Genomic DNA, 15,014 nt, shown 5'->3' on the forward strand with positions numbered 1-15,014 from the left:
GGGCTCTCTCTCAAGAGCCGTGCTACAAACTGGCTTGTGCATTCTTGTAGTAGAATGCGCACACCCAAAGGATGTGGTGTCTGGTATTCCCAAGTAACTCTGTTGAACCACTCAACCAGCGTGCTTAATTGAGTAGAAAAACAGCCTTGGACGTCGCCCCAGGTAAGGCTCCTGAACTTTTTAGGCATATTACGCAGGCCTGCGCCCATCTGCGGCGCTTTTTGCAATAGTGAAGGCAGCCACTCTTACGGTGATGCGGGTGTTGGTATGCAGATGGAATAAAAAGCCGACGAATGTGTTTTTCGACTTTGATCTCAAAGACTGCGATATCAACGTAGTCAGTATGAATCAACATCAATGGGGATGACAATGTTTGAAAGCATCAGCAACGCACAAGGGACTTGGTTTTCGACCTATCGTGAAAGAACGGGCCAAAAGGGTTTTCTGACGTACATGTTCTGATGTGTAAGGCGGGAATGGTTCGTTATCCCACAAGGGGACCTTGGTGGACCACTTTAAGTAAGTGATGCCACAAATGAGCAAAGAGTGTGGTTATCTTCTTTACTCCCGACGTGTTCGTTTTATGGACTCAAATAGGCTAAACCACGAGTATTAGTAAGAGCATCTTTTCGTTGTTGACTAAGGTAAGCTCCGTGATGTTTTTAGCTGAGCGCCTCACTAACCCGCTCGTGAGTATAACCATAATCTAAAGCCCAGCGATGGAGATCTTCAATCGACATAGGTTTAGCGTAATAGTAACCTTGATGTTGAAAGACGCCTCTTAATAAAAGCCCGTTAGCTTCAAGCTTATTTTCAACCCCTTCCGCTACTAGATTCATTTCTAACTGCTTAGCCATTTTAATATACCCATCGAGAACAGCGGATTTTCCTTCATCAATGGAGCGTGTAAACATTTTGTCTATTTTGATAGTGTCAATATCGAAATAATGCAAATAGGAGTTTCCGCCATAACCGGTACCTGCATCATCAAGGCTTATTTTAAGTCCTAATGTTTTGAGTAAGGCGAGGCGCTGACTGGCAAACGCCAAATTTTCAATCGGTTGGCGTTCTGTCAATTCAAGCGTCAGTTTTGAGTAGTCGTGCTGAAACCGCTTTAAATAGTGGTAAAAATCGTCATTTTGTAGGTGCAGAGGAGTGATGTTGACACTGCAATAAAACTCAGCGTTTTGACTCATCAAAGACGATAAGTCGCGGTAAATGGTTGTAATGAGATTTTCTGTTGTTGGAATGATATCCCCACTTTGCTCTAGATAATGGATGAACTTGCTTGGTTCTATGACGCGGCCATCAGAGGGAAGCCATCGGAGTAAAGCTTCGACACCGAGCATTTTACCTGTTTGTGCGTCTACAATGGGTTGATAATAGGGGAAAAACTGGGCGTCTCGAACCGCTTTTTGAAGAGCAATTTCTTTTTTTGCGTGCCAATAGGAAACACATAACCAAAGAATGGTGAGTGAAATCATAAAGAGTAAAGTGGTGACCGGCCACAAGTTTTGCTTAAACTTCGAAAGCACTCGTGAGGCAGAGACGGAGGATTCAAAGGTAAGAGGAAGATAGTTTGAAGCAACTGAGTTCGAGTACAGGCGATCAGCATTGGGCAAACTGCCTATTTCAAGGATAGTGTAATTTTCTTTTGGTAAAGATAAACGAATAGAGCGTTGATGGTCTAAATCATTTTCAAGGAAAAGGTATTCCGTGCGTAATGGAAAGAGGAAGCCATATTGTCCATTCGAACCGTATAAATAGGGGGGATGTTTTGGGGTTGTGGAGAGAGAATAAATCGCTAAACGCCACATTTCCCCTTTTAATTGTGTACTGAGTAAGTTCTTAAAATTACGTTGTTCAAATTGCTCAACGCCGAAAGGAGAGCAATAGGTATAAGGTTTCTGCTTATCAAGATTAACGATGGGTATCGACATAAGTAGATGCGACACATAAAGCTTCTCTAACTGCTCTATAGTGTCAGTGGAGCATTCACCGCTAGCGACGCTGGCTTCAGAAAGAATGGGTTTTTCAAGCCCATATTTAATCGCAACAGAAACGATTTGATCGAGGTAGTCGACGTCATGCTTAATTTCATTATGAACTTGATAAAGACTGGTTGCTAATGAAGCCAATAAGCTAAACAACAGGGCCAATAACATAACACCAGTCTTATAGACCCATTGAGGGTGGGGACTGAATAAGCGGTCTAACCAAGGGTGTCTGGAGCGCATACTTAACTCTTTATAATTATAAATCCAACGAATTGTGTTGAGCTGTGAAATGTTATTATGCGGTTTAATTAACGTTAATTTCTATAAAACCTTTTAATCTGAAAGGGTAAGATCATAAAAGTGGAAAGCCGATCACTCTTTGTTAGGAAGTTTCAATTTTTAGGTTCTAAATCAAGCCTTAAAGAAAACACTGACCGTAATCTTGGGCCGCATTAAACATATGGCTTAAATGTAAGGCTTTCTTTGTTAAAGGGTCATATTTATGACAAGCAAAACAGCCCCTATCTTCTTTAGGATGCACTAAAGCAAACCATTGAGGGTTTTGGACATAGGTCTCCATTGTACTGTTTGATAATAACTTCGAACCCCCTATTTCATTTTTCCAAGAGGGAGGCACCTCTCCTTTATTTAAATCACTCTCGTTTGAGACTGTCCAAGATGTGCCCACAAGGAAGTAGTTAGACCAAACAGATTTACGTGATTGGTAATAATCTGACATTGCCTCGTTAAGCGCTTTTATATCTTTAGCTACTTCAGTTTTCGTTAAAACACCAACCCCATAGGGTGTTTCTCTACAGACTTGAGTAGGTTTACCAGGGAAGTAAGTATTCACTTTCTGAAAGGACATTGGGTTGAAAAATGTCCATTTACCTGATTTTTCAAAATTTGATAGGTTAGGAACATCAGCACAATCAGGAGCGTTTTCCTTGTGTTCAAATGTGGTCCAAATGAATTCAGGATGATTCCTTGTTTTTCGCACTACATGAATCCCGACCAAGCCCATTAGAACATTACTCCTTACTGCCCCGTCGATCTCAACATCTCTATGAATAGTGAAAAATTTTTCAGGGTTGTCGTTATTAGATATTAATTTCCATGAGGTTTTTACTTCAGTGGAGCCTGGGGATATTTCAAACGGTGTTTTCCCACTGTCAATATCGGCGACACATTGGCTATTGTTTAATCCGTGTTTGACGATGTCATTGTAGAATTTTTTATTGACACTTTGTTGATAGAAGACCGGATTGCCTTCTTGATCGTTCAATGGGAAATTAGAGCCGGCTTGAAGGATCTCACTTTGTACTAATCCTTGATCACCTTTATTGTCCCAACTATCGGGTATCTCTTTAAATATTCTGTCTTTCGGCATCATATTCAAGAATAAATCCGGTGTCTTGTCACTGGTATAATAAGCAAAAGATTGCCATGCAAACTGCATAAAACTGCAATTAATATCGGATTTACTCGTTTCTGTAGGCTCTTGAGGTAAGGAAGGGTAATCAATCCAAGAGGAGTTGCCAGTACAGTCAGGGGCTTCTAACTCTAACGATTTTTTATCTCTAATCTTATTTTCGTAAGAGTCATTCGATTGAAAAGCTTCCCCTATAATTTCTGTAGAATAACAATGTATTGGTGAGAGGAAAAATGAGGAAACTATTATTTTCTTTAAACAATTCATGATAATTATTATCATTCGTATTTGTATGGGTGGCTAAAATTACAATAGTTACAAATAAAATGAATCTAAATTAGTTAATAATTTAGTGTGACTCTGGAACTGCGTGTGTGCTCTGGAGTTGTTTTTGTCTCGATTCTGTCTACGTTCATAGGTGAGGCAAACTGATTATAAGAACCGCGCTCTATACAATATGCAACGTTATTAAACGTTTGACACCGATCTTCCACATCGTTAATCTGTAACGGCACTGGCAAAATCCAGTGTCGGGATTAGTCCCCCGCAATATACACCCAAGGCGCATAGACGCTAGCTTTTGCTGGTTTTTTATGTGCAGCTTCAGCACACCTGAACATAGTCGTTTTACTTATAAAACGTACTATCAGCATTATGGTGGGCTGGGCGAGGCAGCTTCGGCTGGCCGTAACCTTGGGAGCGGTAGGACTAACCTTGTTCAGCTCACCACCCGAAGATTAGTCCCTTTGTGTGGTGATTTAAAGATCATCCCCAAGGAGGCAACCATGCCAAATTTAACAATCTTTTCAAAAGATATCCGCGTGCTAGATGACTTGTACTCATTAAATGATCTACATAAAGTGAGTGGTGGGCATCAAAATCATAAGCCTGTTCATTTTCTTAAGAACAAGCAAACTCAAGACATAATTGAAGAAATTGAGCAAAGTAAGAATTCTTACTTTGACCAAAATACTAATTCTCACTTTGCTGTAAAAACTAAACGTGGCGGCAACAGTGCAGGGACGTGGGTATGCAAAGAATTGGTCTACTCATACGCAATGTGGATTAGTCCAAAGTTCCATCTTAATGTCATTCGTGCTTTTGACAGTATGACAACAAACCAAGATCCAGCATTTCCTATTCCAACCGTTCCACAAGACCTCTCCTTAAACGACTTATTCTTTGAACTGGCCAAGGCGAAAAACGTAACAACGCAAATTGTACATGTGCACTACAATTCTGTATTCAATACTAATGCTTGGTCACAAGAGCATGGCTTTGAACATGCATTGGCAAAAAGAGTACTTAAACAAGACTTAGAAAATGAATTGCGTAGTCAAACCCCAGAACTGCAGTTACTTAAGCAGCAAGCGCGAGAACACGACCTAGCATTAGTGGATGAAAGTGAATACCAAAGCTTTCAAGGCCGAATGCAAATGCAGCAAAAGCAAATCGAGAAGTTGGTAGATGATGTAATGGCGTTAAGTCGAAATCATAGTGCGCTAACAAGACATATTTTGTGATAAGTATTACTAATATTTAGTAACTCAATGGGAGAGTGATGAGTTACTTGAAATCTACTATAAATAACGCATAGAGACTGTAATTCTTATGGTTGGTTAGAAGCGGCATTAAAGCAATCGTTAATGTATAACTTTAACCAATCAACTAAATAGTATGGGCAATCAAAGTTATCTGATGTCGATACGTGCGTATATTTACTGAAAGCCACTAAATCGAACATAGACAAAAGGTTCATCGCGGATTAGCGGGAACCTTATTTTTTAGGTTTCTGGTTTTTATCTGATAGCTCAAAATATGTCGCCATTTTGTCGCCATTGTCAATTTTGATTTTTTTTAAGCTTTTGTTTTTAAATGACTTAATTCGCCATTGTATATAATGGCTTCATTGATCCAATCTGGCCTAGATCTAACACCAATCATTACTCACCACTACAAAGTGGACGATTTCCAGAAAGGCTTCGACATGATGCGCTCTGGTATGTCAGGTAAAGTAATTCTTGATTGGGAATAAGCTTTAGCTGAGTAACAAGATATTAGAAAGGCGACAGTTTTTACTGTCGCCTTTTTTACATCTCGGAACTCAAGAAAATGGGCGATATGATCAAGGTTCAGTTGCCCATTTTTTACAGCAATGAGTTGTTAACCCAATGCAGCAGCCTGCATGATTAGGCCACAGATGTAAGCGCCGTATGTACCGAGAGCGTAACCCAATACCGCCATTAGGATACCTACTGGTGCCAATGCTGGGTGGAATGCAGCCGCGACGATAGGTGCCGATGCAGCGCCGCCTACGTTTGCTTGGCTACCTACAGCCATGAAGAACAATGGTGCACGAATTAGCTTCGCCATTACAATCATCAGAAGGGCATGAATAGTTAACCATGTGATACCAATGAAGAAGTAACCTGGGTTGTCTAAGATAGCTGTCACATCCATTTGCATACCGATAGTTGCAACTAGGATGTAGATGAACGCTGAACCAACTTTAGACGCGCCGCTGTGCTCAAGGCTGCGTGTAGATTTGAAGCATGAAGCGATCAGCGCGAACGTTGTCACCATTACGATCAGCCAAAAGAAGCCAGATGTTAGGCTGTATTTCGCAAGCTCTGGCGCGTTGGTTGAGATCCACGGTGCAATCATGTCACTGAATAAGTGAGCCAAACCTGTTAAACCGAAGGCAATTGCCGTGATCTTCATGAGATCGGTTGTGGTTGTTGGGCGAGCGTTCTCTTCTTGGTACTTAGATACCGTCTCTTTTAGCTCTTCGATAGATGATGTATCTGCTTTTAACCATGCATCAATCTTCTTCTGGCGACCAGCCATGATAAGTAACACTGCCATCCAAATGTTCGCACAGATAACATCAACCGTAATCATTGCAGAGAAGAGTTGGTCATCAACCTCGAACACTTCTTTCATTGCTGCTTGGTTCGCACCGCCGCCAATCCAAGAACCAGCCACAGTTGTAAGGCCACGCCATACATCGCCAGATACTAGGTCAGGGTTAACTTGGTCGATAATCAGAATTGCCAAAGGGCCACCAATGATGATGCCGACAGTACCCGTTAGGAACATGATGACGGCTTTTGAGCCAAGACCGAAGATTTTGCGTAGATCAGCTGAGATGATCAGTAGAACGAGTGCGCTTGGTAATAGGTAACGACTTGCAACAAAGTACAGCTTTGAGTTTGATGCGTCGATGATGCCTAGGCTGTTCAATAGAGAAGGAACAAAGTAACAGAGCAATAGACCCGGAACGAACGAGTAGAATTTTTTCAGTGCGCTATTTTGGCTACTTTCCGTGATAAAAACACCGCCAAGAATAACAGCTAACATGCCCATTATTACAGCATCATTAGTAATCATTATTATATCTCCTTTAAGGTGAGCGCAAAGGTCTCACTTTTTTGAATTGCAGGACTATACCGACAACCGCCATTCGTTACAAATTGTAACGATAGACATATTTTGAAATGTTTATGTTAATTTTGATGGTTTGAATTTGTGAATGTCGTGCGTTATTTATTTGATTGATGAATGAATCTGTTAGGGGTTTTGCGGCGTATTTCGATATATGCAATGTAATTCAAGCCTTAGAGAGTGGTCGCTAAGAATTGGGTGGGTGCTTGAATGGTAGGAATGAGTGCATATATAGCCATGTTTTTGGTGTGGTTTATGCGGGGTGGGAATGTTTCAATAATGTAAAAATCGAATCCACTTTTGCCATGTGGTCAGAAATTAAAAATTTTAGCTAGATCACACAAATCTTTCGGATTAAGAGTTTCAGCACCTGATACTTGTGCTCATTTGAGGTTTTGTCGGGGTTAAATGAAAGAAAAAGCGGCTCAAATAGCCGCTTTTGATGGTTGAATAGCATGGTTATCTAGAGCTGTAGTCTAGATTCTGCTTAGGACTCCTCTTCCTCAAAGCCGTCTGCATAACCTTTTGGCGGTGGTGTCCAGCCACGTTCGGAGCGAGAATGCTTGTCTGAACGGTCTTTTTTCATGTCTTCTTTCATCGCTTCTTCCAGGTGAATGAAGATCTGTCGGTAGTTATTGTCGTAGCGTGGATTTTCTTCGGCTTCAGACCAAGCTTGATAAAGCTTTTCAGATTTACGACTTTCGACACGTTGATACGTTGATTTTTGCTGTTCAACAAAAAATGGATGATGCCCAAGAGAACGCAAGGCTTGTGCGCCCATCTCAAGTGCTGAATGGTACGTTTCTGATTCCACAAAATCGGCGCCGGCTTCTCTTAAGCGATAGCTATGACCACGGTCAAATGCACGCGCCAAGATTTTAACTTTTGGATACGTGTGTTTTACGTACTTCACTAATTCGACGCTAGAATCTTGATTATCGATAGCAACAACAAGCATCGCGGCTTCTTCGATACCCGCGGTATGCAATAAGTCGTGACGAGTAGCATCACCAAAGTAAGATTTAATATTGATGGAGCGTAATAAGTCCACTTGGTTTGCTTGATGATCCAATACTACGGTATTGACGTCATTTGATACCAACAAGCGGTTTACGATCTGACCAAATCGGCCGATGCCTGCAATGATAACGGTACCTTTCTCTTCTATTTTGTCTTCTTCTCGATCGTTCGATTTTTGCTCGTAACGGGGCAGAATGACTTTATCAAACAGAATGAACAGACCAGGAGTTAAGAACATAGAGAGGGCAACAACCAGTGATAGTGTTTGAACAATATCCGCAGGTAATACATGGTTCTGTGCTGAGAAGCTGAGTAGTACAAAACCAAATTCCCCCGCTTGAGCCAAGCTCAATGTAAATAGCCAGCGGTCGCTGTTTTTGATTCTGAAGATTAAAGCCAGTGTAAACAACACCAAGGCTTTCAGCGCCATCACGCCAAGAGTTAAGCCAATGATGAGTGCGAAATCGTTAAATAGAACGCCAAAGTTGATACCTGCGCCTACCGTGATAAAGAACAATCCAAGCAATAACCCTTTAAACGGGTCGATGTTAGATTCCAGTTCGTGCCTGAACTCACTGTTGGCAAGTACCACACCTGCTAAGAAAGTACCTAGGGCAGGCGACAAACCAACAAGGCTCATTAGCGCGGCAATACCAATCACCAACATCAGTGCAGTTGCAGTGAAGATCTCGCGTAAGCCAGAGCTCGCAACAAAACGAAACAGTGGCCGACTTAGATAATGTCCACCGACGACCACAATCGCAATTGAAGCCGTAATAACAAGTCCGTATGCCCAACTTGGCAAACCTGCAACTAAACTGAGTTCATCATGGTGTGCAGCGGTTTGGGCGGCACTTTCTGCCAAAGCAACCAATTCAGGAAGAGCCAACAAAGGGATGAACGCCAGCATTGGGATAACGGCAATATCTTGGAACAGTAGGACTGAGAAAGCGTTCTTTCCGCCTTCTGTTTTGGATAGCCCTTTTTCGTTAAAGGTTTGGAGTACAATCGCGGTAGATGACAGTGCGAAGATCAAACCGATAGTCAGTGCGATCGTCCAAGGCTGCCCAAAGAACAGAGCAATACCCATTACAATCGCGGTAGTACCACCAACTTGCAGGCCACCCAGCCCCATAAGTCGGTTCCTCATTGCCCAAAGCATCTTAGGTTCAAGCTCAAGGCCGACTAAGAACAGCATCATAACCACACCGAACTCGGCAAAGTGTTGGATCGTTTTGGTCTCTTCACCTACCAGACCAATGATTGGGCCAATCACAACACCAGCAATGAGGTAACCCAATACAGAACCAAGGCCAAGTCTTTTGGCAATAGGCACGGCAATAACTGCTGCGACTAAGTAGATAAATGCTTGTAGAAAATATCCCGTCATTATTTAACCTCTGCCATTAGTTCTTCTACGTAGTGGTTGAGTTTTTCTGCTTTGCTGGCTTTCTTGATATTGATCTTGCCAGCAACTAACGCCTCTAACAGCACTTTATAGCTATCGACATGCTCTTGAATGCGGTTTTCTTCCAAAGCGGTACGCGAGCCAAATAACGCAAAGGGCGCGAGATAGTTCATCCCGCACAGAGAAGCGGTTTGTTCGATTGGGTGAAGCAGTTCTCGAATCGTGAAATGGTTGTAACCATCACTTTGGTAGGCATCTTTTTTACCTCCTGCAGTAATGCTACATAACAATTTCTTACCCTGTAGTTCATTGCCTTCGGCGCCGTAGGCGAAGCCGTATTCAAGAACAAGGTCTTGCCACTCTTTAAGAATTGCCGGTGTTGAGTACCAATACAAAGGGAACTGAAAAATGATGATGTCATGGTCTAACAGGCGTTTCTGTTCACGGTCGATGTTGATTTTAAATGTCGGATACTCGGCATAGAGATCGACACAGGTAACACCGTCAACGCGTTTGGCTTGTTCAAATAAGGGTTTGTTTGCTTCAGAACGATGTTGAGAAGGGTGAGCGAATAGCAGCAAGACTCGATTTTTCGACATATAGCCCTCTTTGTCCATTAACGAATAATATTTATTGGAATTATAGATATACAATAATAGAAGAATGGTTGAACAACAACGAATTAGCCCATACTTATCTATCTAGATGCGTGTGTTTTTAGGTACTTAATTATATAAAACATCCGTCAATTTGAGTATTTCTGGCACAAGCCGCCGATGACTGAGTAAAACTAATTATTCACGAATAGTAAAAGCGAATATGGGCATTTTATGTCACCGTTGGTGGGTAACGTAAATAATCCAATAACCCTACATAGAACGATAATGAATAAAGGAAAAACTATGAGCATGGACTTGCGTCAACAATGTGATTTGTTGCTTTCCGGTCACCTAGAACCGACTCCAGCACAAACATTCGCTCAGATGGCTGAATGGTGTGAGACACACAATGTGAGCCATGATAGCTACGGCGATGGTGAGTTTATCGAGAGCTTCGAAAACAAAGTCGCGGAACTGCTAGGTTATGAAGCGGCTGTATTTGTGATTACTGGCACCATGAATCAACCAACAGCATTAGAAATTGCGTGCCAAGAGAAAAGAAACCCAGTAGTGGCGATGCATGAATCGAGTCATATTATGCGTCATGAACGCCAAGGGTATCAGCTCCAAAACCGATTCAACGTACTTCCCGTTGGCAACGTATTTCGCACTTGGAATGTTGATGACTTAAAGGCGTGGCCTGATGAGATTGCAGCCGCTCTATATGAATTACCCATGCGTGAAATCGGCGGCCAATTACCAGAATGGGATGAGCTTGAAGCGATCAAGCAGTACTGCAAAGAGCAATCGATTCACCTTCATATGGATGGTGCCCGCTTGTGGGAGTGTGGCGCGTATTACCAAAAGCCATACCGCGAGATTGCTAAGGGGTTCGATAGCGCCTATGTCTCGCTGTATAAAGGTCTCAATGGCCTTGGTGGTTCGCTACTGTTAGGCGATAAAGCTTTTGTAGCGAAGGCATCGGCGTGGATGAAGCGCCAAGGTGGTAACGTGTATCACCGAACGCCTTATGTGGTATCTGCTGCGATGCAGTTTGATGAGCGATTAGAACTGATGCCAGCTCTGTATGAACGCACCAAACAGGTTTATCAAATATTACAAGATTACCCTCAGTTCACCGTTAATCCGCAGCAACCGCAGGTCAACATGCTTCACCTATATTTACCTGTGAGCTATGAAGACGGCATTATTGTGAGAGATAACATAGCGAAGAAACACAAGATTTGGATAGGAAACCCAGCGATCAGTGAGTTGCCAAACCAATGTAAGATTGAATGGTATGTAGGGGATAACCTACTAAATTTGCCTGATCATGAGCTGATAGACATTCTAGATTTTATTAGCGAAGAGCTGATTTGATTAACGAAGAGCTGGCTGAAGAAGAACTGATCTAATTGGAACTGAAATGGATACAGGAAAGGGTTCTTATATCCATTTATATAGCTAGGATGTCCGGCTCTGTTACATATACTGGTTGATGTACACATCAACTAAGAACATGAACACTGGAACAGTGCTGAGAAGTCCGAAGAAGACGATTGGCACCCAGTTTTTCATTTTCTTTTTAGGTTGCTCAGTGTTATTCATAAATTCGGCCTTAAATTCGTTGTTGAGTCTGTTTAGCTTTTTGGTACTAAAAATCTAAGTGTATGGTATCAAATAAATGGGTTTAGCCCTATGTAGATTTAGAGAACCGTGGTGTATATCAATCACATAAAATGTAAGTGATTCATAAACGGTTCATAAAGGTTCAACAATAATGAACCTATTACAACAATCATTGCCTTACTCGGCATATTAAATAAATAGCATTCAAAGATTTGGAGAATACAGAATGAAAACAATAGGAAACATCATTTGGTTTCTGTTCGGTGGCGTATTTATGGGACTAGCTTGGTGGTTCTTCGGACTGCTCGCATTCCTAACCATCGTTGGTATTCCATGGGGTAGAGCATGTTTTGTTATGGGTAACTTCTCATTCTTCCCATTTGGTCAGGAAGCGATTTCGCGTGATGAGCTAACCAATGAAATGGACATCGGCACGAGCCCGCTAGGTGTGATTGGTAACGTTATTTGGTTCTTATTTGCGGGGATCTGGTTGGCGATTGGTCACATCATGTCAGCAGTAGCGTGTTTCATTACTATTATAGGTATTCCGTTTGCGATTCAGCACCTTAAGCTCGCGGTTATCTCATTGGCGCCAATCGGTAAAACCGTTGTCGACAAGCGTGAAGCAGAAGCGGCACGAGTAAGAAACTACAAGGGTTAAGACTACAGTTTAAGCCTTATATAGAACTGAAAAAGCACATCACATGATGTGCTTTTTTGTGCCTCGTTTTCTATCTAACGATGCCCCAATCTCACAAACACTCACTAGACATTGTTGAACAAGACTTCAAGCCTAAGGGTGATGTTGGCTTCTTCGGTGTGTTTCTCATGAGGTTCTCGTTCCCATTGATAACGAGGGATGAGTTCGTAGAACAGCCACTCTTTCCATACGTTTTGTCGGTAGGTAACCGAAACCTGAGCGTATTCGTAATGATTATGAGGCTCATCCGTTGCATTAATCGTGGCGCTATATTGAAGTGCTTGGTCTTGGGCAAGGTAGTGATACAAGGTTAGCCCTGTACCATAGTTCCAACCTTTAAGGTCGTCGTTATATCCTGCAAAGCTTGACCATCGAGCCAAGAAATCATCACTTAAAGAAAGATCAAAGTCGATGTCGGTGATCTCACCAGTCTCTTGTTTTTCTTGATATACACGTTGGGTCAGCCTGAATACTGCATCTGTGGTGAGCGGGTAGGTAAAACGATAGCGAGCCTCTATTCTTGGGCGTAATGTCGCTTTGATATTGAAACTACTGTAACCCTTGGCATAGGCGTCATAACGAAGGCCAAGTGCATTCTCTAACTCTTCAGAATCTTGTGGGAAGAAGTCTAAGAATTCTTCATCGCCAACAGACTCGTAGATTAGCTTAAGCCTTTTGCTGACAAAGGGTAAATGCAGGCGTGCGTTGAGCTTGGTGGAATAATCCACGTCACCGCCCTCAGAATAGATGAAATCATTATACCAACGTACAGAGGTTCCGGCTCTGGCGTCCTCGGTAATACGGTCATCCACAAAGAAGTTATCGAACCATATTGCGGGCTGACAAAACTTGCTGTTTAGGTACTGGTAAGCTTTTTCGACGCGCGTGTCTTCTAACGGTTGGCTGTGACACTCATCCTGTTCCTCCGCGAAGGCAGAGTGGGAAACGAGCGATGCTAATAATGAGGAGTTAACTATCCAACGACTCAATGGAACCTGTTTGTCATTCTATGTATCAATAGTTTGACTATAACTAAGCAGTTATGACAATGCGACTTTTAAAGAGATTTATCTTAATCAGTGGCTATTCAAAACAGAGACTTGAATAACATATGGCAGGTAAAGAAAACGGGCTCAGTAGGTGAGCCCGTTTGTCGATAAGTTTATAAGTGACTTAATGGCAGATTACATTGCCGCTTCGAAAATCGCAGAGATTTCTTCGTGGGTCGCTTGTTTAGGATTAGTAAAACCACATGCGTCTTTCAGTGCGTTGTCAGACAGAGTAGGGATATCTTCTAGCTTTGCACCAAGTTGCGCGATACCTGTTGGGATGTTCACGTCATTTGCTAGTTGAACAATTGCTTCGATCGCAGCTTCTGCACCTTGCTCTGGTGACATACCTTCAACGTTAACGCCCATTGCTTTTGCAACATCACGTAGACGCTCAGGACAAACTTGCGCGTTGTAGCGTTGAACGTGTGGTAGCAAGATAGCATTACACACACCGTGTGGAAGATCGTAGAAGCCGCCTAGCTGATGCGCCATCGCATGAACATAACCTAGTGACGCGTTGTTGAACGCCATACCCGCCATGAACTGTGCGTAAGCCATTTGCTCACGAGCTTCAATCTCTTCGCCGTGCGTAACCGCTGTTCTTAGGTGTGCTTGCACAAGCTCGATTGCTTTGATTGCTACAGCGTCGGTAATTGGCGTTGCTGCGATTGAAACGTAAGCTTCGATTGCGTGCGTTAACGCATCCATACCAGTTGCAGCAGTTAATGATGCAGGTTTAGCAAGCATCAACTCAGGATCGTTTACTGAGATAAGCGGTGTTGTGTGCTTATCAACGATAGCCATCTTAATGTGACGAGCTTCGTCAGTAATGATGCAGAAACGAGTCATCTCAGATGCCGTACCAGCCGTGGTGTTGATAGCGATCAATGGCATCATTGGCTTTTCAGATTGGTCTACGCCTTCGTAATCTGCAATCTTGCCGCCGTTAGAAGCAACCAGAGCGATACCTTTTGCACAGTCGTGTGGAGAACCGCCACCTAGAGAAACAACGAAATCACAATCGTTGTCAGTCAGCAATTCAAGACCATCGTTAACGTTCGTGATGGTTGGGTTTGGTTGAGTGCCATCGAATACAACTGCGTCTACGCCTCGCTGGCTAAGAAGGTCTTGTACCTGCTTAACTACACCAATTTGATTCAAGATCTTATCAGTTACGATCAGACCTTTTTTAAAGCCTTGAGACTGAATACTATCAGCAGCATCCTTCAGACAGCCAGTACCCATGAAGTTGATTGTAGGGATGTAAAATGCAGTAGACATTGGAAAACTCCGTTAATTATGATTTTTAATTTCCTACATGTTGTCGGCATTCAAGTGGTCGACCATTGATCTGGAACAACTTTGAATTCGAACTACCACTTTGTGGCTAGTCGTTGTGATAGGGCTCATATAGCAATCGTTTTCATGGTTTTTGGCTGTGTTGATTGTCAGTAATAGATCGCGATAAATCGACTAAATTAGAGACAGTATGGAGCTCTATAACAATGAAAAATAAGGTTTTTCATTGAAAACTCTTCTAGTTAGGCTGGTGTCGACGTTTTATCTGAGTCATCGCTGCATTCAATTTCAGGTTCTTGTGACTCTTCAGAATCAAGCGTGTCTTCTGACTCCTCGTCATAGTATTTGACAAGAAAAGGGGTAAGCATGACAGACGATGGTAAAAAGTGCTTCATAGTACCTCCCGGTACCTAAGTGTATTTATTGTATGGTAT

12 protein-coding genes and 1 pseudogene are annotated in these 15,014 nt (G+C 42.4%); 4 read left to right on the plus strand and 9 right to left on the minus strand.

The annotated features are described in order from the left end of the window. Positions 1-662: 662 nt before the first annotated feature. On the minus strand, positions 663-2,237 hold the full coding sequence (locus tag LMH68_RS19430; RefSeq protein WP_016800281.1) for an EAL domain-containing protein: 1,575 nt from the start codon (positions 2,235-2,237) through the stop codon (positions 663-665). A 178-nt stretch (positions 2,238-2,415) separates the two neighbouring features. Further along, positions 2,416-3,696: a hypothetical protein gene (locus LMH68_RS19435; protein ID WP_016800282.1), complete on the minus strand. Its 1,281-nt coding sequence runs from the start codon at positions 3,694-3,696 to the stop codon at positions 2,416-2,418. Between the two features lie 518 nt (positions 3,697-4,214). Between LMH68_RS19435 and LMH68_RS19440 the strand changes: the two genes are divergently transcribed. Together LMH68_RS19440 and LMH68_RS19445 are read left to right on the plus strand one after the other, a co-directional pair. Next, positions 4,215-4,952 carry a KilA-N domain-containing protein gene (locus LMH68_RS19440; RefSeq protein WP_229647744.1) on the plus strand — a complete coding sequence of 246 codons (738 nt, stop codon included), beginning with the start codon at positions 4,215-4,217 and terminating at the stop codon, positions 4,950-4,952. 371 nt (positions 4,953-5,323) lie between these two features. After that, positions 5,324-5,464 (plus strand): annotated as a pseudogene (locus LMH68_RS19445) (L-threonine 3-dehydrogenase); the annotation flags it as partial. A gap of 128 nt (positions 5,465-5,592) precedes the next feature. Here LMH68_RS19445 and LMH68_RS19450 read toward each other — a convergent pair. The 3 genes from LMH68_RS19450 to LMH68_RS19460 form a co-directional block, all read right to left on the minus strand. Next, positions 5,593-6,819 carry a DUF819 domain-containing protein gene (locus LMH68_RS19450; protein ID WP_229647745.1) on the minus strand — a complete coding sequence of 409 codons (1,227 nt, stop codon included), beginning with the start codon at positions 6,817-6,819 and terminating at the stop codon, positions 5,593-5,595. 541 nt (positions 6,820-7,360) lie between these two features. Continuing rightward, on the minus strand, positions 7,361-9,283 hold the full coding sequence (locus LMH68_RS19455) for a monovalent cation:proton antiporter-2 (CPA2) family protein (protein ID WP_229647746.1): 1,923 nt from the start codon (positions 9,281-9,283) through the stop codon (positions 7,361-7,363). Further along, positions 9,283-9,900 carry an NAD(P)H-dependent oxidoreductase gene (locus LMH68_RS19460; protein ID WP_102428337.1) on the minus strand — a complete coding sequence of 206 codons (618 nt, stop codon included), beginning with the start codon at positions 9,898-9,900 and terminating at the stop codon, positions 9,283-9,285. The genes LMH68_RS19455 and LMH68_RS19460 overlap by 1 nt, the downstream gene beginning before the upstream one ends. Positions 9,901-10,203: 303 nt before the next feature. Here LMH68_RS19460 and LMH68_RS19465 point away from each other — a divergent pair, with 303 nt between their 5' ends. After that, positions 10,204-11,280: a threonine aldolase family protein gene (locus tag LMH68_RS19465; RefSeq protein ID WP_229647768.1), complete on the plus strand. Its 1,077-nt coding sequence runs from the start codon at positions 10,204-10,206 to the stop codon at positions 11,278-11,280. Between the two features lie 102 nt (positions 11,281-11,382). Here LMH68_RS19465 and LMH68_RS19470 read toward each other — a convergent pair whose 3' ends face one another. Then, entirely contained in the window at positions 11,383-11,508 is a 126-nt protein-coding gene (locus tag LMH68_RS19470; protein ID WP_017060906.1) for a hypothetical protein, read from the minus strand. Between the two features lie 247 nt (positions 11,509-11,755). Here LMH68_RS19470 and LMH68_RS19475 point away from each other — a divergent pair, with 247 nt between their 5' ends. Next, the gene (locus LMH68_RS19475; RefSeq protein ID WP_004730224.1) at positions 11,756-12,190 is read left to right on the plus strand and encodes a YccF domain-containing protein; all 435 of its coding nucleotides are present in this window, start codon (positions 11,756-11,758) and stop codon (positions 12,188-12,190) included. Between the two features lie 104 nt (positions 12,191-12,294). Here the strand turns inward: LMH68_RS19475 and LMH68_RS19480 are convergent, their stop codons facing one another. The 3 genes from LMH68_RS19480 to LMH68_RS19490 all read right to left on the minus strand — a co-directional run bounded on the left by LMH68_RS19480 (position 12,295) and on the right by LMH68_RS19490 (position 14,975). Beyond that, positions 12,295-13,218, minus strand: coding sequence for a hypothetical protein (locus tag LMH68_RS19480; protein WP_229647747.1), 924 nt, complete (start codon positions 13,216-13,218; stop codon positions 12,295-12,297). Positions 13,219-13,413: 195 nt separating this feature from the next. Continuing rightward, positions 13,414-14,562 carry an L-threonine dehydrogenase gene (gene yiaY, locus LMH68_RS19485; RefSeq protein WP_229647748.1) on the minus strand — a complete coding sequence of 383 codons (1,149 nt, stop codon included), beginning with the start codon at positions 14,560-14,562 and terminating at the stop codon, positions 13,414-13,416. Between the two features lie 260 nt (positions 14,563-14,822). After that, a complete protein-coding gene (locus tag LMH68_RS19490; RefSeq protein ID WP_017060903.1) occupies positions 14,823-14,975 on the minus strand; it encodes a hypothetical protein in 153 nt (50 codons plus the stop codon). Positions 14,976-15,014 lie beyond the last annotated feature (39 nt).

The sequence above is a fragment of the Vibrio sp. F13 genome (assembly GCF_020806305.2).
GTDB lineage: Bacteria > Pseudomonadota > Gammaproteobacteria > Enterobacterales > Vibrionaceae > Vibrio > Vibrio crassostreae_C.